This window comes from Pseudomonas sp. CBS, from assembly GCF_024734645.1.
GTDB lineage: Bacteria > Pseudomonadota > Gammaproteobacteria > Pseudomonadales > Pseudomonadaceae > Aquipseudomonas.
This window is the reverse complement of record NZ_CP102929.1, coordinates 5,055,715-5,077,514: the sequence shown is the minus strand read 5'-3', so window position 1 is coordinate 5,077,514 and position 21,800 is coordinate 5,055,715. Positions and strand designations below refer to the sequence as shown.

17 protein-coding genes are annotated in these 21,800 nt (G+C 61.9%); 15 read left to right on the top strand and 2 right to left on the bottom strand.

The features are described from left to right. Positions 1-53: 53 nt before the first annotated feature. The 4 genes from cbiE (at position 54) to NVB75_RS23140 (ending at position 2,870) form a co-directional block, all read left to right on the top strand. Positions 54-1,259, top strand: coding sequence for a precorrin-6y C5,15-methyltransferase (decarboxylating) subunit CbiE (gene cbiE, locus NVB75_RS23155; RefSeq protein WP_258343493.1), 1,206 nt, complete (start codon positions 54-56; stop codon positions 1,257-1,259). Continuing rightward, positions 1,256-1,981: a cobalt-precorrin-6A reductase gene (locus tag NVB75_RS23150; RefSeq protein ID WP_258343492.1), complete on the top strand. Its 726-nt coding sequence runs from the start codon at positions 1,256-1,258 to the stop codon at positions 1,979-1,981. Before cbiE ends, NVB75_RS23150 begins: the two co-directional genes overlap by 4 nt. 125 nt (positions 1,982-2,106) lie before the next feature. After that, complete coding sequence (locus NVB75_RS23145) at positions 2,107-2,385, top strand: hypothetical protein (protein WP_076017990.1); 279 nt, start codon at positions 2,107-2,109, stop codon at positions 2,383-2,385. Further along, positions 2,382-2,870 (top strand): PIN domain-containing protein, encoded by a 489-nt coding sequence (locus NVB75_RS23140; protein WP_003217347.1) that lies wholly within the window; start codon positions 2,382-2,384, stop codon positions 2,868-2,870. The genes NVB75_RS23145 and NVB75_RS23140 overlap by 4 nt, the downstream gene beginning before the upstream one ends. Before the next feature lie 58 nt (positions 2,871-2,928). Here NVB75_RS23140 and NVB75_RS23135 read toward each other — a convergent pair whose 3' ends face one another. Continuing rightward, positions 2,929-3,168, bottom strand: coding sequence for a DUF6124 family protein (locus tag NVB75_RS23135; protein ID WP_003217349.1), 240 nt, complete (start codon positions 3,166-3,168; stop codon positions 2,929-2,931). A gap of 452 nt (positions 3,169-3,620) precedes the next feature. Here NVB75_RS23135 and NVB75_RS23130 point away from each other — a divergent pair, with 452 nt between their 5' ends. From NVB75_RS23130 to NVB75_RS23085, 10 genes are all read left to right on the top strand, one after another. Next, positions 3,621-3,977 carry a DNA-binding protein gene (locus tag NVB75_RS23130; protein WP_258343491.1) on the top strand — a complete coding sequence of 119 codons (357 nt, stop codon included), beginning with the start codon at positions 3,621-3,623 and terminating at the stop codon, positions 3,975-3,977. Between the two features lie 135 nt (positions 3,978-4,112). Next, on the top strand, positions 4,113-4,508 hold the full coding sequence (locus tag NVB75_RS23125; RefSeq protein ID WP_076017992.1) for a DUF2946 domain-containing protein: 396 nt from the start codon (positions 4,113-4,115) through the stop codon (positions 4,506-4,508). A gap of 46 nt (positions 4,509-4,554) precedes the next feature. Beyond that, positions 4,555-5,037: a copper chaperone PCu(A)C gene (locus NVB75_RS23120; RefSeq protein WP_258343490.1), complete on the top strand. Its 483-nt coding sequence runs from the start codon at positions 4,555-4,557 to the stop codon at positions 5,035-5,037. Positions 5,038-5,101: 64 nt separating this feature from the next. Continuing rightward, positions 5,102-5,473 (top strand): DUF2946 domain-containing protein, encoded by a 372-nt coding sequence (locus tag NVB75_RS23115; RefSeq protein ID WP_258343488.1) that lies wholly within the window; start codon positions 5,102-5,104, stop codon positions 5,471-5,473. A gap of 93 nt (positions 5,474-5,566) precedes the next feature. Continuing rightward, positions 5,567-7,639, top strand: coding sequence for a TonB-dependent copper receptor (locus NVB75_RS23110; protein WP_258343486.1), 2,073 nt, complete (start codon positions 5,567-5,569; stop codon positions 7,637-7,639). A gap of 158 nt (positions 7,640-7,797) precedes the next feature. Beyond that, positions 7,798-9,180, top strand: coding sequence for a PepSY domain-containing protein (locus NVB75_RS23105; protein ID WP_258343484.1), 1,383 nt, complete (start codon positions 7,798-7,800; stop codon positions 9,178-9,180). A 152-nt stretch (positions 9,181-9,332) separates the two neighbouring features. Continuing rightward, positions 9,333-11,438, top strand: coding sequence for a TonB-dependent siderophore receptor (locus NVB75_RS23100; RefSeq protein ID WP_258343482.1), 2,106 nt, complete (start codon positions 9,333-9,335; stop codon positions 11,436-11,438). A gap of 139 nt (positions 11,439-11,577) precedes the next feature. Further along, positions 11,578-12,366, top strand: a complete 789-nt coding sequence (locus NVB75_RS23095) for an ABC transporter ATP-binding protein (RefSeq protein ID WP_258343480.1) — start codon at positions 11,578-11,580, stop codon at positions 12,364-12,366. Continuing rightward, positions 12,363-13,310, top strand: a complete 948-nt coding sequence (locus NVB75_RS23090; RefSeq protein WP_167664851.1) for an ABC transporter substrate-binding protein — start codon at positions 12,363-12,365, stop codon at positions 13,308-13,310. The genes NVB75_RS23095 and NVB75_RS23090 overlap by 4 nt, the downstream gene beginning before the upstream one ends. After that, a complete protein-coding gene (locus NVB75_RS23085) occupies positions 13,307-14,317 on the top strand; it encodes an iron ABC transporter permease (RefSeq protein ID WP_003217368.1) in 1,011 nt (336 codons plus the stop codon). The genes NVB75_RS23090 and NVB75_RS23085 overlap by 4 nt, the downstream gene beginning before the upstream one ends. On the opposite strand, the gene NVB75_RS23080 is transcribed toward NVB75_RS23085, so the two are convergent. Further along, positions 14,314-20,235 (bottom strand): DUF4329 domain-containing protein, encoded by a 5,922-nt coding sequence (locus tag NVB75_RS23080; RefSeq protein WP_258343476.1) that lies wholly within the window; start codon positions 20,233-20,235, stop codon positions 14,314-14,316. The two genes, NVB75_RS23085 and NVB75_RS23080, sit on opposite strands and share 4 nt — an antisense overlap. Before the next feature lie 297 nt (positions 20,236-20,532). Here NVB75_RS23080 and urtA point away from each other — a divergent pair, with 297 nt between their 5' ends. Next, positions 20,533-21,798: an urea ABC transporter substrate-binding protein gene (gene urtA / locus NVB75_RS23075; protein ID WP_258343474.1), complete on the top strand. Its 1,266-nt coding sequence runs from the start codon at positions 20,533-20,535 to the stop codon at positions 21,796-21,798. Positions 21,799-21,800 lie beyond the last annotated feature (2 nt).

The window sequence follows — 21,800 nt, the reverse complement described above, 5'->3', positions numbered from 1 at the left end:
TTTGTCCGGCGGCATGAAAAGCCTGCCCGTCGGATGTCGTTCAAGGAATTCATATGTCGCCCTGGCTGACGGTAGTAGGCATCGGTGAAGACGGCTTCAAGGGCCTGGGCAGAAATGCCCGGCACGCCTTGTTGCGCGCCTCGCGCATTGTTGGCGGCCAACGCCAGCTGGACTTGTTGCCGGTGTGTATCCGTGGCGAACGCCAGCTGTGGCCAAGCCCGTTTTCCCTGGAACCGGTGCTGGCCAGGCGTGGTGAAGCGGTGTGCGTGCTGGCCAGCGGCGACCCGATGTTCTATGGCGTAGGCGCGAGCCTGGCGCGGCAGGTGCCGGCCGATGAGCTGCTGATCCTGCCGGCGCCCTCTTCCGTGTCATTGGCGGCGGCACGTTTGGGCTGGCCATTGCAGGACGTGGTGACGCTGTCGGTGGTTGCCCGGCCGTTGGCAGCGCTGAATGCGCACCTGGCCAGCGGCCTGCGTTTGCTGGTGTTGAGCAATGATGGCCAGAGCCCGGCGGCGATGGCTGAACAGTTGGCTGAGCGCGGGTTTGGCGCAAGTCGCCTGAGTGTGTTTGAACACCTCGGCGGACCGGATGAGCGGCGCATCGACGGCATCGCCCGGGATTGGCCAGGTGAACCGATTGCGGCCTTGAACCTGGTGGCCATCGACTGCGTGGCCGACGCCAACACAGCGCGCCTGTCACGCCTAGCAGGGCTGCCGGACTCGGCCTTCAGGCACGACGGCCAACTGACCAAGCGCGACGTGCGCGCCATGACCCTCGCCCGCCTCGCGCCGATGCCCGGTGAACTGCTGTGGGACGTGGGCGCGGGCAGTGGCTCCATCGGGATCGAATGGATGCGCGCCCACCCCAGTTGCCGAGCGCTGGCGATCGAAGCCGACGAAGGTCGGCAACTGTTGATCGAACACAACCGTGACGCACTCGGCGTCCCAGGCCTGCAGTTGATTCGCGGCACCGCGCCCCACGCACTTGCAGGCCTGGAAGCGCCCGACGCCATCTTCATCGGCGGCGGCGTCACCCGCGACGGCGTGCTCGACACCTGCTGGCAACACCTGCGCCCCGGCGGCCGGCTGGTGGCCAACGCCGTGACCCTGCAAAGCGAAATGACCCTGATGGCCTGGCGCGAACAACACGGCGGCGAGCTGACCCGCATTCATGTGGCCCAGGCCCAACCGCTGGGGGACTTTGACACCTGGCGCCAGGCGCTGCCGATCACCCTGCTGGAAGTGATCAAGCCGCTATGAAACGCATTCTGCTGCTGGGCGGCGTGACGGAAGCCCTGGCCATTGCCCGCACGCTGGGCCCCGAGCATATCTACAGCCTGGCGGGTGTTGGCCGCGTTCCCACCGACCTTACGTGCCAGGTGCGCGTCGGTGGCTATGGCGGCGCGGAAGGTTTGGCGCAGTTCATTCGCGATGAAGGTATCGAGCTGGTGCTGGACGCGACCCATCCGTATGCCGCACAGATCAGCGCCAACGCCGCCCGTGCCGCGTGTGTGTGTGGCATTCCCTGCTGGGCCCTGCGCCGCCCGGCGTGGCAGCCACAGCCCGGTGATGACTGGCGCGAAGTCAGTGACTGGGCGGAGTTGATTGAAGCCCTGAAACCCTTCAAGCGACCACTGTTCACGCTGGGCCGTGAACCGTTGCAACACCTCGACGAAATCCCCGCCGAGCAGTTCTGGACGCTGCGCGCACTGGATGTGTACCCCGGCAATGAACGCTGCGAAGTGATCGGCGCCCGTGGGCCGTTTTTGATCGAGGATGAGCGGGCATTGTTTGAGCGACGGCAGATTGATGTGCTGATCAGCAAGAACAGCGGCAGCACGGCTACCGAGCCGAAGCTGGAAGTGGCACGGGAGCGGGGGGTGCCGGTGTTGGTGTTGAGGCGGCCGGTGTTGGTGGCGGTGGATCAGGAGCTTTTGTCGCCCGCAGAAACAATCGAGTTATTGGCAGATTTCATTCGATAGATCAGGATCATCGCCCACCTCTATCAACTCTATTTGTGACTAAAGGGACGGCGATGAATCCACAACATGAAGTGCTACACTCCAGAAACAGTTCAAGCCAGACTCAATTCTATTCAGGAGCTGACATGATAGACGTCAAAGAAGCCGTGCAAGTTGCCAAGGCAGCAGCCAATGACTTTCTCGGCCAGGAAACAGTACTTCAGGACTTGATGCTTGAGGAAGTCGAGTTAAACCCAGGCGACAAAACGTGGGCAATAACACTTGGCTTCAATGTTCCAGCCCCTGATAAATATGAACGATTAGGCGCATCTTTAGCGGGACAAATGTACGCAAGAAAATATAAAACATTCTTCATTGACTCGGAGACTGGCGAGTTCCGCTCCATGAAGATCCGCGAAGTATGATCGAAACATATATCCGGCAATATCGAAGAAAAGGAATCATAGTCGACACTAACCTGCTGCTCTTGGCACTGATCGGAGGCACACCCAGTATTGCAGGCTTCAAAAGAACAAGCGGGTACACCGCCAAAGATTACAAACTTCTGCTTAACGTGATTGATCAATTCGAAAAGCTTATTTCAACTCCTCATATACTTGCGGAAGTCAGCAACCTTACAAACGGGCTTTATGGGAGCAAGCTACACGACTTCTACGCAACATTAAAAAAATCATTATCGACAGTCATTGAGATTCACTGCCCTGCTCTTGATATAAGTTGCGATTATGAGCTGTCGCCCTACGGACTTACCGACGTCGGTATTATCTGTGCAGCCAAAGATAATTATCTAGTTTTGACAGATGACCTAAGAGTCGCTGGATTTGCTCATCAGCACAGCGTAGATGTCGTGAACTTCAATCACATACGGGAAGCAAGCTGGGACGTTTAAAGGCGTCTCACGGGATCATTCCCACACATCAGCGCAGGAACGATCGATCATCGAAGTGTTAAATGCGTTTTCCGCCACCTTCGTGCACCCGATCAGCCAGTAACTCCGCCAGCTCGATCAACTGAGCGACGCCCAACAACTCCTCTCGCTTCGATCCTTCCAGGCTAAACGCCAAGTCGCAACTCAGCGCGTTGGCCGAAGCGAGTGTTTCAATGAGGTTGACCAACAGGTCTTCGGTGCTGATTCCGTCGGCTACGGTGAACAGCCGAAAGGGGGGGTTAGGGGTAGGTTTAATCATTGTGAAGCTCCGGAGAAGTACAAAGGAGCTACCACTGATCGCCGCGATGCGATGGGGGTGGTAGCTGAACGCGGGTTCGCGGACCGGCTCTCCAGAACACCGGCATACCCGAAGGTATCCCGCGCACAGCCACCATAGCGCCGCACAGTAGACGATAAAAAAGCGCCAACTGAAAGGACACGATGACGCTTTTGCGTCTGAAGAAATCCGGGCCGCGACGCCCGACCACTGAGTTTGCAGTGGTGTTCGGAGACTAGAGATTGAGTTTCCTAGGGACAACCTCAAATCACTGTCGGAAATTTCTGTGGAGCATTCCCGTATCCGGGTTGCATGGAGGCCCAATGAGAAGCTGCCTACACAGACACCAGAACCCGCTGACTACCAGAATAAGTATTCCCTTGGCGATGATCTTCAACATTTCGTCCACCGACGTTAAACATAAGGTTCATCGCATGACTGAAAAATCCCGTCCCCGACGCTTAACTCGACCTGCTGAACATACGATTATCAAACACATAATCGCGAATCCCGAGCTTGCGCACGCGCTTGGCCTTGAAGCGGACACATTGAAATCAGATGAGCCCGACGTCGCAGCACGATTAAACCAATGGCTGGAAAAAGCCCAATGCCTGCCTGACACAAAGACACAGTTCACGCGCTTCGATGCTGCCAACCATCTACGCACACAAGAAGAGATCGACGCTTATCTGGAAGCCTGCATCGAAGAAGACCCAGGCGATGGCTCATTGGTCAGCACAGCGGGAGAGACCATTGCCCGAGCAACCCGCAGGCTGAATACCAGGCAATAGCCGAATACAATCCCTCAGTTCCCGTCTATCCTCAAACCCAGCACTGCGACACCAAACCACACCGCCCCTTTTTACTTATCCTCCCCGATCAGGCTAAATACCCACCTGATCGTTTAACCCTACGGATTGTCCGCCATGGCCCGTCAACGCTTTGCAATTGCCTGGATCGCCTGCCTTGCAGTGCTGTTCAACGCCTTTGCCATGCCGCTGGCGAGCGCGATGCAGCAGGCGGATGACCCGGTCAAGCAATTGCTGTGGGGCAGTTTCTGCTCCTCCAACGGCACGAAACTGACAGCTATTGCCCTGGGCAAGCTGGAGATACCGGCGCCGCAGCAGGACGATCACTCCACCATGCAGCATTGCTGGTGCTGCTCGGGCTCGGCGCCATTAGTGGCGTTGCCGGGGCACTCACCAACACTGTATTTCGCAAGATTCGACGCGGTGCAAGACCTGCCGCCGCCGTCGTTGCAATCCCCCACCCCGCGCCAGCAATGGCCGAGCCTCAACCCCCGCGCCTCTCCAACGGTCTGATTTCTTCGCAAGTGAACTGCGTTTAGAACCGTTCTGGAGAACTGCCATGCTCAAATCTTCCCTGCTTCTGGCTGCGTTGTTGCTGCCGGTGTGTGCTGCCGCCAATGCCGAAGACTTCAAGGTCGGCGAACTGGAGGTCAGCGAACCCTGGTCCCAGGAACTGCCGCCCAACGCGCCGACCGTCGCCGCGTATTTCGTGATTCATAACCAGGGCGAACATGCGGATCGCCTGCTCAGCGTCGACACGCCCGTGGCCGCCAAGGCCGAGTTGCATGAGCATGTGATGCAAGGCGACCTGATGAAGATGCAGCAGGTGACCAGCGTCACGGTACCGGCCAAAGGTAACCTCACATTCGCCCCCATGGCCTACCACGTGATGCTGCTGGACCTGAAGGACCGCAGCGTTTTGCGCGACGGCCAGCATTTCCCGCTGACCCTGAATTTCGAGAAAGCCGGGCCTGTAAAAGTGGAAGTGTCGGTGCAGAAGCAACCGCCCATGGCCGGCCACGAGCACATGCACGCCCAGTAGATAAACCTTGATGGGCGCCCCACGCGCCAGGTTGTCCCCGCACCGCCGTAAGCCTGTAGGCCTTATGCGCGGCAGCTGGATCAGCCTGTTCGCCATGCTGATGATCTTTATCGGTCCGCTGATTTCCCAAGCGATGCCGATGGATCATCACGCCGGCATGTCCATGGAAATGCCCATGGACGGCCCGAGTTGCCATAGCGACGCAAAGCCCCCAGCCGAACACAACAAGGCCCCCGACGAACACCACGTGCTCTGGGAAAAGTGCGGCTATTGCAGCCTGCTTTTCAGTTGCCCGGCGCTGCCTGGCAGTGTGTCGTTTGTCACCCTTGGCAGCCCGCCACCCGCCAATGCGCTCACCCCCGCCCCACGCCTGGGCCATGCCCGGCAAGCCGTCTTCCCCGGCGCCCGTAGCCGCGCCCCGCCCGTCATCGCGTAAGCACTTCACACCGTTACTTCACCCCGGCCGACTTTAGACAGACAGCCGCAGGCTGCTGGCCGTGTTGTTTACGAATGATTGATGGAATTTTTCATGTCCAGGTTTTCTGCTGACACCCGTTTGGGACGTACTCCCGTGTTCGCCGTTCTGTGTGGCGCGCTGCTGGTTCCACAGGCCCACGCCGACGAACATGCCGACCACAATGAACTGAGCCCGACGGTGATCACCGCGATCGCCCCCAGCTCGCCGCTGACCGTCGTCACCAACCCGAAAGACCCGCGCCAACCGGTGCCCGCCAGCGATGGCGGCGACTACCTCAAGACCATCCCCGGCTTCGCCCTGGTGCGCAACGGCGGCACCAATGGCGACCCGGTGCTGCGGGGCATGTTCGGCTCACGCCTGAACATCCTCACCAATGGCAGCATGATGCTCGGCGCCTGCCCCGGTCGCATGGACGCGCCCACCTCCTACATCTCGCCGGAAACCTACGACAAGCTGACGGTGATCAAGGGCCCGCAAACCGTGCTCTGGGGCCCCGGCGCTTCGGCGGGCACGATCCTGTTCGAACGCGAGCCCGAGCAGTTCGGCGAGTTGGGCACGCGGGTCAACGCCAGCATCCTGGCGGGCTCCAACGGGCGCTTCGACAAAGTCATCGACGCAGCAGCCGGCGGGCCGCTGGGGTATGTGCGGGTGATCGGCAACCAGGCCCACGCCGATGACTACAAGGACGGCAACAACAACACCGTCGCCTCGCGCTACGACAAGTGGAACGGCGACGTGGCCGTGGGCTGGACCCCGGACGCCGACACCCTGCTGGAACTCACCGCTGGCCGTGGCGACGGCGAAGCCCGTTACGCCGGACGTGGAATGGACGGCTCGCAGTTTTTGCGCGAGAGCCTCGGGTTGCGATTCGAGAAGTCGAATATCGGCGAAGTGCTGGATAAGGTCGAAGCGCAGGTCTACTACAACTACGCCGATCATGTGATGGACAACTACACCCTGCGCGTCCCGTCGGGCACCGGGATGATGGCCGGCCCCATGGCGTCCAACGTCGACCGCCGCACCCTCGGCGCACGCATCAAGGCCACCTGGCGTTGGGCCGATGTGCAGTTGATCAGCGGCCTTGATGCGCAAACCAACGAGCACCGCCAACGCAGCGCCATGGGCGTCGACACCTACAAAGACCTGCCCCGCACCAAGGACGCCAACTTCCACAACTACGGGGTATTTGGCGAACTGACCTGGTACGCCGCCGACCGCGACCGCCTGATCACTGGCGCCCGTGTCGACCGCGCCTCTGCCAAGGATTTCCGGCAAACCATTAGCTCCGGGATGATGAGCAGGCCCAACCCCACCGCCGGCAACACCCGCGCCGATACCCTGCCGTCGGGCTTCGTGCGCTACGAGCACGACCTGGCCGACAGCCCGACCACCCTGTACGCAGGCCTCGGCCACTCCGAGCGATTCCCGGATTACTGGGAGCTGTTTTCACCCAACACCGGGGCGGTCGGTTCAGTGAATGCCTTCGATGGCGTGAAGCCCGAGAAAACCACCCAGCTGGATTTCGGCCTGCAATACAAATCCGCAGACCTGGACGCCTGGGCGTCGGGCTACGTCGGCCAGGTGCGCGACTTCATCCTGTTCGACTACCGGCCGGGCATGATGGGCACCACTTCCCAGGCGCGCAATGTCGACGCACGAATCATGGGCGGTGAATTGGGCGCGGCATACAAGCTGACCGACAACTGGAAAGCCGATGCCACCTTCGCCTACGCCTGGGGCAAGAACAGCAGCGACGGCAAACCGCTGCCGCAAATCCCGCCGCTGGATGCGCGCTTCGGACTGACCTACAGCCAGGACGACTGGAGTGCCGGTGCTTTGTGGCGGGTGGTCGCGGCGCAAAACCGCATCGACCAGAACAAGGGCAACGTGGTCGGCAAGGACTTCGACAAGAGCTCGGGCTTTGGCGTGTTCTCCCTGAACGCGGCGTATCGCATCAACAAGAATTTCAAGGTCAGCACGGGCGTCGACAACCTGTTCGGCAAGGCTTACGCCGAGCACCTCAACCTGGCCGGCAACGCCGGGTTCGGCTACCCGGCCAATGACCCGCAAGCCATCAAGGAACCGGGGCGCACGCTCTGGACCAAGGTGGACATGAGTTTCTAATGCCCTCTGTAGGAGCGAGCTTGCTCGCGAAAATCGCCAACGATAACGCGACGCTTATGAATGCCCGCGGCGTCCTCAGGCTCTTCGCGAGCACGCTCGCTCCTACGGGATTGCGTTCATCAACGAAAAAACAAGATGCCTTTGCGGAGCAGCCCCTGATGAGTACACCCAAGATTTCCTTCTACAACCTGGCCTGGCGTTGGCATTTCTACGCCGGGCTGTTTGTCGCGCCATTCATGGTGCTGCTGGCCCTGACCGGCATCATCTACCTGTTCAAACCCCAGCTCGACCCCCTGATGTACGGCAACCTGCTGACGGTGCAAAGCGCAGAACACGCACTGAGTGCCGACGAACAACTGCAACGCGCCCAGGCCGCCTATCCCCAAGGCAAAATCAGCAAATACCTGCCACCTGCCGACGCCACCAGCAGCGCGCAATTCGTGATGCGCAACGACGGGCGCGAAGTGACGGTATTCGTCGACCCGTATCGCGGCACCGTGCTCGGCGAACAGGACGCCAAGTACAACCTGCAAGCCATCGCCCGTGCGCTGCATGGTGAGTTGATGATCGGCACCGTCGGCGATCGCCTGGTGGAACTGGCCGCCGGCTGGGGTGTGATGCTGGTGATCTCGGGCCTGTACTTGTGGTGGCCGCGAAACAAGTCAGCAGCGGGCATTTTGTGGCCACGGCTGGGCAGTCGTGGCCGGCTGTTCTGGCGGGACTTACATACGGTCGCCGGCTTCTGGGGCGCAGCCTTCCTGCTGGTGATGCTGCTCAGCGGCATGACCTGGACCGGCTTCTGGGGCAAGCAATACGCCGAACTGTGGAATAAATTCCCGGCGGCGATGTGGAACAACGTACCGCAGTCCGACCAGCAGGCCCGCAGCCTCAACACGGCGAGCCAACAGACCGTGCCGTGGGCCATGGAAAACACCCCGATGCCGATGTCCGGCGAGCATGCCGAGCACATGAAGCACGCCGGCATGAGCCAGGGCCCGGCAGCCCCGAGTATCCGCCTGCAGCAGGTGGTCGACCTCGCCAACTCACGCAAGGTCGAGCCCGGCTACAGCATCACCTTCCCCACCACTGCCGAAGGCGTATTCACCATCGCGGTGTTCGCCAACGACCCGCGTAACGACGCCACCCTGCATGTGGACCAATACTCCGGCAAGGTCCTGGCCGATGTGCGCTGGGAGCACTACAACAGCGTGGCGCGGGTTACCGAATCCGGCGTGATGCTGCACGAAGGCAAGATGTTTGGCGTGGTCAATCAGATCATCGTGCTGCTGATTTGCCTGATGATCCTGCTCAGCGCCGTCAGCGGCCTGGTGATCTGGTGGAAGCGTCGGCCACAGGGCAGCCTGGGGGTTCCACCGCTGCGCCATGACCTGCCGAAATGGAAAACCGCGATGGCGATCATGCTTGGGCTGGCGATTGTCTTTCCGCTGGTGGGCGCCTCATTGATCGTGGTCTGGGCGTTGGATCGCCTGGTGCTTTCACGTCTGTTTGGCCAACGTGAATCTGCTTCAGGTTCAGCGTGAAACAGACGAGATGCCCTACCTAGAGGCGTTATGTAGTCTTACGCGGGCTTTCGCCCACGTCGCACAAAGTGTTATGTTGTAACACTTAACGCGTTCCCCCACTCGCCGCACCCAGCGGCGAGTACCGCCTCGAAGAAGCGATTTATCGTCCGATGAACAAGTACCTTGCGTCCGGCCTGTGCCTGCTCGCCCTGCAAAACACTGCCCAGGCCCTGACGCTTCCCGCCAGTGCCGTCTCCGCCCCCGCCGTCGACGACGAGCGTGTCGACCTGCAAACCCCGACCACCGCAGGTTCGCGCTTGAACCTCACTGCCTTGCAAACCCCTGGCAGCGTTGAAAGCCAGACCGGCAAGCAGATTCGCGCCCGGGGCGATGCCACGGTGCAGGACGCCATTTCCCGGGCCACCGGCATCAGCCGCACCGGCACGCCGGGCGACGGCGGCACCTCGTTGTCGGCACGCGGTTTCACTGGCCAGAGTTCGGTGCTGCAACTGTACGACGGCGCCCGCATGTTCGATGGCGCGGGCACGTCCACCTTTCCGGTGGACACCTGGTCCGTGGAGCGGGTGGACGTACTGCGCGGCCCGGCCTCGGTGATGTACGGCCAGGGCGCCACCGGCGCGGTGATCAACACCCTCCCGAAGAAACCCTTCGAAGGCGAGATCGAAAACCATATCCGCCTGGGCTACGGCTCCTATGACCGCCAGCAGCAAGCTCTCGACAGCGGCGGCTCATTGACCGACACCCTGAGCTATCGCCTGAACATCAACCGCCTGCGCAGCAACGGCTTCATCGACCGTGGCGACTCCGGCAGCGACTTCGTCAGCGGCGCCCTGCGCTGGCAGGCGGCGGACAACCTGAGCTTCACCCTGGCCTCCGACTACGGCGACCAGACCCCGCAAAACGACTACGGCACACCGCTGATCAACGGCCAGTTGCACAAGGGCCTGCGGGACAAGAACTACAACGTCAGCAACGATATTCAGCACTACAACGACCAGTGGACACGCCTGACCAGCGAGTGGCAGATCAACGACAACGTTACCGCCACCAACGAACTGTCCTACCTGAAAAACCAGCGCCGCTGGCAGAACGCCGAGAGCTACAACTACGTCGACGGCGGGCTGGTGCGCCAGAGCTACCTGGGCATCAAGCACAACCAGGAACAGGTCGGCGACCGCCAGACCTTTACCTTCAAACACACCCTGTTCGGCCTCGACAGCCAGACCGTGACGGGCGTCGAGTACAACCGCATTCGCTTTCGCCTGGCCAGCAACTCGCCGTTCGATGACCTGACGAACGCCGGCCAACCGGTGGACATCCACCACCCGGTACCGCAACCGTTTGAAAGCGCCAGCCCCTTCGTCCCGCAGTCCGTCAGCACCACCAAACAGCTGGCTGCGTTCGCCGAAAACCGCCTGCAACTGACTGATCAACTGTCACTGATCACCGGCGTGCGCCGCGATTACGTGCACATCGACAGTGACTCCCTGGTGGATGGCAGCGACGCCAACAAGACCTTTACCGGCAACAACTGGAAAGCCGGCCTGGTCTACGCGATCACCCCGGACACCTCGGTATACGGCCAGTACGCCACCAGCACCGACGGCGTCGGCAGCCTGATTACCCTGAGCCCGAGCCAGCAGCAGTTCGGCCTGTCCACCGCCAAGCAAACCGAGATCGGCCTCAAGCAGGCGTTCTGGGACTCGCGGGGTGAATGGACGCTGGCGGCCTACCACATCGTCAAAAAGAAGCTGTTGGTGAGCATCCCAGGCACCACCCTCAAGGAACAAGTCGGCCAGCAATCCTCCAACGGCCTGGAAGCCAGCCTCGACCTGCAACTGCCGAACGCCTGGCAGTTGCAAGCCAACGCAGCCATCGTACGTGCGCAGTACGACGACTTCTCTGAAGTGGTCAACGGCCAGGCCGTGTCCCGCAACGGCAACCGCCCCACCGACGTACCGCGCCGCACCGCCAACCTGTGGCTGAGCAAGGCCATCACTGACGACGTTCGCGCCGGTGCCGGCGTGCGTTATGTAGACTCGCGTTTCGCCAACGCGGCCAACACCAGCGAAGTGCCGAGCTACACCGTGGTCGACGCCAGCGTGTCGTGGAAAGCCATGCGCAACACGACATTGGGCCTGCAATTGAATAACCTGTTTGACCGCACCTACGCCGTCAGCCAATACAATGACGGCCAGCAGTGGATCCTGGGCGAGCCGCGCTCGTTCTTCGTGACGGCGGACTACACCTTCTAACTGAACGCAACACTGTCCAAATGTGGGAGCGGGCTGGCTCGCGAATGCGGTGTGTCAGGCACTGTATCTGTTACTGATCCACCGCTTTCGCGAGCAAGCCCGCTCCCACATTTGTCCTGTGCTGGACCTGAGAGTAAAGATGACCTCACTCAACCTCACCGACCTCGCCTGGGCCCCTCCCGGCCACGAGCACTGCCATCACCAGTTCCAACTGCGTGATGCCAGACTGCGGGTGGGTGCCGGTGAGTTTGTCGGACTGATCGGTCCCAACGGCAGCGGCAAGACCAGCCTGCTGCGCTGCGCCTACCGGTTCAGCAAACCGGCTGCGGGTGAGGTGCTGCTGGAACACCAGAACGTCTGGAAGCAATCCTCGAAATGGTGCGCACAACGTATCGCCGTGGTGCTCCAGGAGTTTCCCGATGCGTTCGGCCTGCGGGTGGATGAAGTGGTCGCCATGGGCCGCACACCTCACAAGGGCCTGTTCGACAGCGACACCCTTGAAGACCGCAACCTGATCCGCCAGGCCCTCGAATCCGTCGGCCTGCTGGGCTTTGAAGACCACGCCTTCGCTACTCTTTCGGGCGGTGAAAAACAGCGGGTGATCCTGGCCCGCGCCCTGGCCCAGCAACCGCAACTGCTGATCCTCGATGAACCCACCAACCACCTCGACCCGCGCTATCAGTTGCAGTTGCTGCAACGGGTCAAGCGCCTGAACATCGGCACCCTCGCCAGCATTCACGACCTGAACCTGGCCGCCGCGTTCTGTGATCGGCTGTACGTGATCAACCACGGGCGCATCGTCGCCAGCGGCACACCTCACGAGGTGCTGACCGTCGAATTACTGCGCGAAGTGTTCGGCGTTGAAGCATTGATCGACACTCACCCCTTGTCCGGCTACCCCCGAATTACCTGGATAACCCAACCATGATCCTGCGCTCCCTGCTGTCTCTCGCGTTGCTGCTCGGCACTGCTCAAGCGTTCGCCGAAGCGACCCATTACCCGCTGAAAATCAAGAGCTGCAACCGCGAAGTGACCTTCGCCGAGGCGCCGAAACACGCGGTCAGCCACGACATCAACATGACCCAGATGATGCTCGCCCTGGGCCTCAAGTCGCACATGGCCGGCTACAGCGGCGTCACCGGCTGGAAGTCCGTGACGCCGGAAATGGCGCAGATCCTTGACGGCCTGCCGGAACTGGCGAGCAAATACCCGTCGGTGGAAACCCTGCTCAATGCCAACGTCGACTTCTTCTTCGCCGGCTGGGACTACGGCATGCGCGTCGGTGGCGACCTCACCCCGCAAACCCTGCAACCGTTGGGCATCAACGTGTATGAGCTGACCGAGTCCTGCGCCTTCGTGATGAAGCGCCCGGCGGCCACCCTGGAAGACACCTACAACGACCTGCGCAACCTGGGCAAGATCTTCGACGTGCAGGACCGCGCGAATGCCTTGATCGCACAGATGCAGGCACAGGTGGCCGAAGTGCAGAAAAACCTGCCGGCCGACAAGCCCCGCGTGTTCCTTTACGACAGCGGCGAAGACCGCGCCATGACTTCCGGCCGCCTGGGCATGCCCCAGGCACTGATCGATGCCGCCGGCGGGCGCAACATTCTGGATGACGTGGACGCCAGCTGGACCCGGGTCAACTGGGAAACCGTGGTGGAGCGCAATCCGCAAGTCATCGTGATCGTCGACTACAGCGAAATCACCGCTGATCAAAAAGAGCAGTTCCTGCTGAACAACCCGGCGCTGCAATCGGTGGACGCGATCAAGAACCAGCGTTTTATCGTGATCCCCTACGTGCAAGCCACGCCGGGCATCGACAACGTGCTGGCGGTTGAAACCCTGGCCAAGGGGTTCCACGGCGAATGATTACCCGTCGCTACGCCCTGCTGCTGAGTGCCCTTGGCGCGTTGTTGCTGATCTCATGCGTGGTCTCGCTGGGGTTCGGCTCGGCGCGGGTGCCGGTGGACGTGGTATGGCGGATCCTGCTGCATAAAGCCTTCGGCGTTGGCGAGGTGGACTGGAGCGCGGGGCAGGAACATATCGTGTGGCTGATCCGCGTGCCGCGCATGCTGCTCGGCGCGTTGGTAGGCGCCGGGCTGGCGTTGATCGGTGCGGTGTTGCAGGCGGTGACACGCAACCCGCTGGCGGATCCGCACCTGCTGGGCGTGACCTCCGGCGCCACCCTCGGCGCGGTGATCGTAGTACTGCATGTGGGTGAAGTGATCGGCCTGCTGACCCTGCCCATCGCGGCATTCATCGGCGCGTTGCTGAGCATGATCGTGGTGCTGGCGGTGGCCAGTCGCAACGGTCGCCTGGAGAGCGACCGCCTGCTGTTGTGCGGGGTGGCAGTGTCGTTCGTGATGATGGCGGTGGCGAATTTGCTGCTGTTCATGGGCGACCACCGCGCGGCCTCGGCGGTGATGTTCTGGATGCTCGGCGGCCTCGGGTTGGCGCGCTGGGAACTGCTGGCGATTCCCTTCGCCACGGTGTTGCTGGGGCTGGTGTTGCTGCTGGGGATGGCTCGCCCGTTGAATGCGCTGATGGCCGGCGAACAGACCGCCGTGACCCTGGGCCTGAATGCGCGCAATGTGCGGCTCAAGGTGTTCCTGATCGCCTCGCTGATGACCGGCGTGCTGGTGTCCATCAGCGGCTCCATCGGCTTTGTCGGGCTGATGGTGCCGCACATTGCCCGGCGTCTTGTGGGTGCCGAACACCGGCGTTTGCTGCCGGTGTGCGTGCTGTTGGGCAGTGTGTTCCTGGTGTGGGTGGATGTGGCGGCCCGCACGATGATTGCCCCCGAAGACCTGCCCATCGGCGTGGCCACGGCGGCCATTGGCGGGCTGTTTTTTATCGGGCTGATGCGGCGGCGTTAAACACCCTGGTCGGCCTGCTTGAAAGCATGCAACAAGCGCCGCGCCACCTGGCTGCGGGGTTGCCAGAAGCGGTCGGTTTCCAGGATGGTCAGCTTGCCCGAGGTCGCCAACCGGCGGATCACCTCGCTGGGCTTGACCTTCATCACACCCGTGCTTTCGTCAATCCAGTCATCGCGCAGCAACTGGCTTTCGTCCGCGTGATAGCTGGGCTCATACACAATCAACGCGCCGTGCACCGGGGTGAAGTAGTAACGCGCCCCCGCGATCTTGTCCTGGCGCAGCATCTCGATGAACCCGCGGATTTCCTTCTGGGCAATGAAGTTGTGGGCCAGGCCTTCTTCGTAGCGATCCGCCAGATGCTGGCGCTCGGTGTCGAGTTTGAACAACTGCTGGACGCCCATCACCTTGTAGCCCGCCGGGTAGCGGGTCGATGTGCTGGGGTAGCCGAGGTTCATGATGCCCTCGAACAATGCCTTGTAGGCCGGTGTGTCCGGCCGCAGCCCCACGGCCACCGAGGGGCCCGGGTCTGCCACCGGTTGCACGGCAATGAAGGTGTCGCTGTCGCCATTGCCCAGCAGCGCTCCCAGTCGCGGCTGGTGCGCCAGCGGCACAACCTGTTGCCACACCAGGCGCGCCGCATCGTCCGGGTGCGCGCACAACGGGCCCAGGGCCAGGCGGGTATCGAGCACTGCCAGTGTCGTGGCCAGGCGCGTTATCCGGGGGAATAAAGCGTCCCAGAACGGGCTGCTGTCGAGTACCCGCAGCTCACCGGACTCCACCAGTTTCAACACATGGCTGTCGATGCTGCCTCGACTGTTGAGGTGTTTCAGGTACGCCGCCTGCCGGCGGCTGGAAGTCCAGTCCGGATCGATCTTTACCGCCTGATACCGAAACAGCGAGCCATCGGGGCACGACACATACAACGCCAGGAAACGCTCGCTCTGTGCCACTCGCAAAAAGCTCAGCGCCGCCAGCACCACGGCCGGAGCCATCAGTTGCGCGTAGCCTTCGGCCTGGGGCAACTCGGGCGCTGCGCGCTGCGGGAGCCTCAGATACAGGCCTTGCAGGCTGTACCCGATTGGCAACTGGCCGCGCAGGAACGCCCGGTCGAGGGCAAAGCCCAGGTCATCTCCCTTGACCGGCGCACAGGCGACAAAATGCCCATTGTCGGAGGACTTGAGAATCACCCCGAAGCTCAGTTCAGTGCGCGCATGGGCGTATTGATGACCATGGCGTGCCGCGTCGTCGGCATGCTTGAATACCGGGCCCAGCTGCCGATCCGCCACGGCATGGACCGCCGCCTGCGGTGCAACGTAGGCCAGCCCGGGCATCCAGCCCGGCAGCACACGCTGGGCAGTGCCCCACAACGGGCCGCCCTCCAGTACTTGCAAAGTCCCCACCCGCGCCAGCTGATTGACCAGCTCGGTGGGGGTCTTGCGGCCGCTGCGCATCTGCTGCTCGACGGCATTGCTGTAAGGGTCGTGCAGCGCCAGGCTGTTGGGGGCCAGGGAGGTTTCCAGGTGGCTGAGCAACTGCGTCGTTTCGTTGCGCTGGCCTGGGTCCAGCAAGCTCCGCTCGGCATCCTGGGTACTGAAGCCGATGAGTGAGCCGTCGGGCGTCAGCAGGTATTCGTGGGTCCACAGATGGCACGACTTCAGGGCGGTCTCCAGGACTTTGGTCGAGAACAGGTTTTGATACACCGCGTTTTCTTCGGAAGGTAACCAGAACCCCAGCACCCGGGCGGGACGTGACCGGTAGCGCGCAACCATTTTCCAGCCGGGGGCCAGCAGCGCCTGGCTGACGTCCAGGCCCGGCAGGATGACGTTCGGGTCGAAGTCTTCACTCAACACCGGCACCGCCAGGGTCGCGACAAACTTGCCGTTGCGCTGCAACACCAGCCCGCCATGCAGCGTGTCGCGCTGTGTGCCCAGCTGTTGGTGGGCGTAACGCACCGCATCGGCCTGATGACTGAACAGCGGGCTCAATGGGCGACGCATAAAGTTGGCGAAGGCGGTCCATGGGGCTTGGCTGACATCCAGCTTACCCGCCAACGCCCAGCATTCGCTCGGCACCAAAACGCTCAACCAGCTCAACTTCGCCACTTCGTTGACAAACCCGACTGCCGAGAGCTGCCCGCTGGTCATCAAGGTCTGCACGTCTTCAAAGACCCCCGACGGCTGACGCACCGGGTTGAACAGCGTCGATGACACCGGCGTTTGTACCTGCAGCAGCGCCTGGTCCAGTGTCGAGATAAACACCGGCAAGCCCGTCAGTGCGCCTGTCTCCCGTTGGCGCTTGGCCTCGACGGTGGCACTGGCCAGATCCGCCGCCGAAATAAAATGCTGTGCCAGCCAGTGTTCGGCGGTGGTCAGCCCCTGTGGCATCCAGTTGCGCCGGTAAACCAAGGCATGCAGTTGATAACCCGCCGGGTAAATGAATTCGCCGTCGTCATCCACGGCAAACACGGCGTTCAAGGCGAACAGCCCGGCCTTATCCCAGGCGGGTACAAGCTCGGAGCAGACAAAAGCGTCCTGATCGCGATGCTTGAGCATGAAACCGAAACCGGTTTGCGTCGGTGCTTCATGGTCCAGGCGCGTGTGCAGTGCGCGAGCCGAGTCGGCGGCACTGGCGCAGACCGGGCCATAGGCAATCTGCTCCGGCCGCTCGCGCCGGGGTATCGGCAGGCGTGGCCGCCAGTGTTCGGCGATCAGCCCCGGCGCGCCCCACAACGGGTTGGCCAGCACCACCCGCACGCTGCCGGCCGCCGCCACCTGGCTGATCCATTCCTGCGCCGTCAGTGTGCCGCTGGCCAAGTTGAGGGCCGCCGGGCTGCGTTGGGGCAAGGGGTCGAGCGCCTTGAACAGGCTCACTTGGGCGGGTGAGTCGACCAAGTCATACGCCAGCAAACAATCTTCGGCGCCCGACAGGTAGGCCACGGACACCCGCTGGCGATTGCGGATCAGCGTGTGCACGTCCAGGGCGCTGAACATCTGCGCCTCCAGACAGGCATCGTCCCGCGACCAGCCCGGGCGCTGCAGGCGCTCGGGTTCCAGCAACGAAACCCCTCGGCTGGAACCATACACGGCCTTCAGCACGTGACGAGGCGGGAGCAGTGAACGGCCCTTGACGTCCTGGGGGTAGACAACGCCCAGGGCAAAGCGCCCGGCGTCACTGGCCGGCAATGGCTCGGTGGCCACATAAAGGCCGTCCGGACGCTGCAGGATATAGCCGCAGTATTCGCCCTCACGCCAGCTGCCGATTTGCCCATGAGCGTGGCGTGCCGCGTCCTCTATTTGGAGAAAACCGCGGCTCAGTTGCGGGCGGGGTGCCAGGGCGTAAGGTCGCCAGGTGTCGGCGACCAGCCCCGCCACATCCCACAACGTACCCGGTTGCAACACCGACAGCGCCCCGGCGGCGGCGACCTTTTGGATCATCTCGTGGGGCGTTACGGCGGCGGCCCGCAGTTCATCTCCCAGCCCGTTGTCCGTTACCCGGCCATCGGGCAGCACCTGGTAGAGCTGGCTTTCCTCGGCCGAGCCGGAAGCGTCATAGGCCAGCTGAGCGCCGTCCGCCGTGCTGAGGTAGAAGGCCAGATTGCTCTCGGGGTGGAGGCGCAGCGCGGCAATCCCCTGGGCAAAATCCGTGGTGTCGATAAACGCCTCGTACAGCCAGGGTTCGGCGGCGATGCCGATGGCGTCCGGTTCGCTGCGGCAGTACCAGCCACGCAGGGCGAAGCCTGGCGGCAGGCCGGCATTGCCAAAAACATTCGCCAACACGAAAAGGGCTTCGCCGGCGGGTATCGGTGCGCAAGGTTCGCTGACCACATACTGCTCTGCACTCGAGTGTTTGAGGATACAGCCGACTCGCCGGCCACCCTCCGCTGCCTGCATACGGTCATGGGCATAACGGGCGGCAGTTGCCAGGTCAGTGAAAACCCAGCTCAGGGGCGTATCAATGGGGGCTGCTGCGGCGAAAGGGGTTTCGGGTTCCCAGGTGGCCGGGACTCGGCCCTGGACGTTGAACCAGGTCTCATCCGCCAGCAGCACCGTCAACTCACCGAGTTTTACCAGCTCTTTGATCAGCCCTTCACGAGTGCCGTCAAAACCTTGTACGCGGGCCACACCTTGGCCATCGCGCTCAACTCGCGCCAGGTACTCGCCGAATTCACGCTCGGCCCGAGAGCCGCTGACAGCGTATTTGATCAACGTACCGTTCGTTCCGCTGGTGTAAAGCGCCTTGATCTGATCGGAAAAAACCAGCGTCATGTCGATCGCTTGAGTCGACGGTGTACTGATCAGGAACGCCAGCTGTCGCGAGGTTTTTTGAGGATAGTTGGCACGCACCTCGGCCAGGTCGTAGACAGGTCGATTGAACTCGCCAACCATTTGGTGCCCTTCAAGCTCGACCCGCGTCAGAGCGTTGTCGGTGGGCAATGCCCCACCCCACAACGACAGCCACCTGTCAGGGTCTGACAGCCTGGAGGCCACAAACAGCCCATCGCTGCGCTTGAAGATGTAAGCCTGGAGAAAGGAGCCGTGGGGTGAACCCACCTTGTAATGCAGGTAGCGTGCGACATCATCGACAGTGACGAAGGCAGGGCTGAGCGACGCATGGACTTTCGCGAAGGCCCGCCATTGCGGTCCCACCACCCCGGCTGAGTCCCATATCCGTCCGGCCTCAACCACCGTCAGCGTGCCCACGGCGGCCACGTGCCGAACAAACTCGGAAGGGCTCAAGGTACCGTCCTTCAGGCGCCTGTCGAGATCCGCACCGCGATTGGCGAACAACTGAGACTGCGCCTGCGAGCCTGTGCAGTGGTACATCAGCAGCGCGCCGTCGTTGGCGCGCAAGTAAAAGTGCAAGCCCAGGTCGTCGGTCCCCGCCATCATCGCCACGGCAGCCAACGCAGAAGCCGAAAAGAAATTTTCGGCCAGCCACGACTCCTTCGCCACGGTGGGTTTCGCCTGCGGCGATAGGGAGCAGTAAATACCGAAGGTCAAAAAGTCACTGTCCGCTTTGTGCACTTTGGGCAGTGACAACTTGCCACTGGTCAGCGCAAACGCCGCCTTGAGTTCATCCGACGGAAATTCGGCCACGTACTGGTTCGACGCGCTTTTGTACAGGTAGCCAAAGTGATTCTCCTGCCGTGCGAACCCCAGCGGCGGCAAGACCGCTCGCACCGCGTCCTGCCACCGGCGGCTGACTGGGCTGGCGAGAGGCGCCAGTGCGTCCTGCCCGATTTGCGACAGGGTTTGATTGAGGGTCCACGGCGCCAGCAGTTGGCCAGGCTTTCCACCCAACTCGGCGTTGGCAACGATGACCCGCAGGTAACCGGCTCTGGCCGTCTCATTGATAAAGGCGATGTAGTCGTCGAAATCGGCCGCAGGCTTGGCCGCCATCAACTTGTTCAAGAAGCTGGCCTCAGTCGCAGAGCCGCTGCTTTCATACTGGATGAGCGAGCCATAGAACCCGGACAAGTAGTAACGGGTGCACAGCATGCGCACCTGGATGATGATGCGCAGGATATTGATGGGAAAAAAGCTGCGATCCAGGCGGCGCTGCGCGTCTGTCCAGTGCTGTATCTGCGTGGCGCGCCGGGTGCCATCCGCGGCGCGTGAACTGTACAGGGCGTGAACGCTGTGGCCCTCGTACGCCAGGAAGTTCCTGTTGGCATCAACCGTGAGCAGGTCGCTCTGAAAGTCGAACGCAGTGGCGGTCCCGGCCACCGGTACGGTTGGCAGGTACATCCCGTCATCACGCTTGAAAACCAGCCCGCCAAATACCGTCTCGCGCCGGTTGCCGATCTGTTGATGCGCCCAATGGGCGGCATCGTGGTCGGTGACGAATGCCGGCCCCAGATGGGGAACCGGCCTGCGCGTGCTCGCCGCTTGATCGTCTTGAATGTGAGTACTGTCCATGTCCATCGTCACTTGAATGAAGTTAAGAAAACTGGCGCTGCCCCTGGGTTGCCGGGGGCACCAGGCAGGCTTCACTTTCAAGGGTTTGGCTGGACGCAGGCATTAGATAGTTAAGACTCGGGGCGCCAGGCACCATCAGGGTGCGCCTGCGCGCACACGCCACCGCGATTGGCGCCGCATTGGTGCACCATCCAGCCCCATAGCCCGATCACAGCGCCCGCGCACCACGATTGCGCGCCCCGGCACAGCCTTTGCAATCACTCCCTCATCACATCATTGAGTCATGGAGATTGCACAATGAAGCGTCGCAGCTTGATCAAGGCTTTCACACTGTCGGCATCCATCGCCGCGATGGGCATGACCTGGACGGTACAGGCCGCCGAGACCATCAAGGTCGGCATCCTGCACTCGCTGTCCGGGACCATGGCGATCTCCGAGACCTCGCTGAAAGACATGGCGCTGATGACCATCGACGAGATCAACGCCAAGGGCGGCGTGAACGGCAAGATGCTCGAACCGGTAGTGGTAGACCCGGCTTCCAACTGGCCGCTGTTCGCTGAAAAGGGCCGCCAGTTGCTGACCCAGGACAAGGTCGCCGTGGTGTTCGGTTGCTGGACCTCGGTGTCGCGCAAATCGGTATTGCCGGTATTCGAAGAACTCAACGGCCTGCTGTTCTACCCGGTGCAATACGAAGGCGAAGAGATGTCGCCGAACGTGTTCTATACCGGTGCGGCGCCGAATCAGCAGGCGATCCCGGCGGTGGAATACCTGATGAGCGAAGAAGGCGGCGGCGCCAAGCGCTTCTTCCTGCTGGGCACCGACTACGTGTACCCGCGCACCACCAACAAGATCCTGCGTTCGTTCCTGCACTCCAAAGGCGTAGCGGATAAAGACATCGAAGAGGTCTACACCCCGTTCGGCCACAGCGATTACCAGACCATCGTGGCCAACATCAAAAAGTTCTCGGCCGGCGGCAAGACTGCGGTGGTCTCCACCGTGAACGGCGACTCCAACGTGCCGTTCTACAAAGAGCTGGCGAACCAGGGCCTGAAGGCCACCGACGTGCCGGTCGTCGCGTTCTCCGTGGGTGAAGAAGAACTGCGCGGCATCGACACCAAGCCGCTGGTGGGCAACCTCGCCGCCTGGAACTACTTCCAGTCGGTGGAGAACCCGGTCAACAAGAAATTCGTCGCCGACTGGAAAGCCTACGCCAAGGCCCACAACCTGCCGGGCGCGGACAAAGCCGTGACCAACGACCCGATGGAAGCCACTTACGTGGGCATCCATATGTGGGCGCAGGCGGTGGAGAAAGCCAAGTCCACCGACGTCGACAAAGTGCGTGAAGCCATGGCCGGGCAGACCTTTGCCGCGCCGTCCGGTTTCACCCTGACCATGGACAAGACCAACCACCACCTGCACAAGCCGGTGATGATCGGTGAGATCCAGTCTGACGGGCAGTTCTCGGTGGTGTGGCAGACCCAGGAGCCGATTCGGGCGCAGCCGTGGAGCCCGTACATTCCGGGGAATGACAAGAAGCCGGATTACGCCGTCAAGAGCAACTAAGA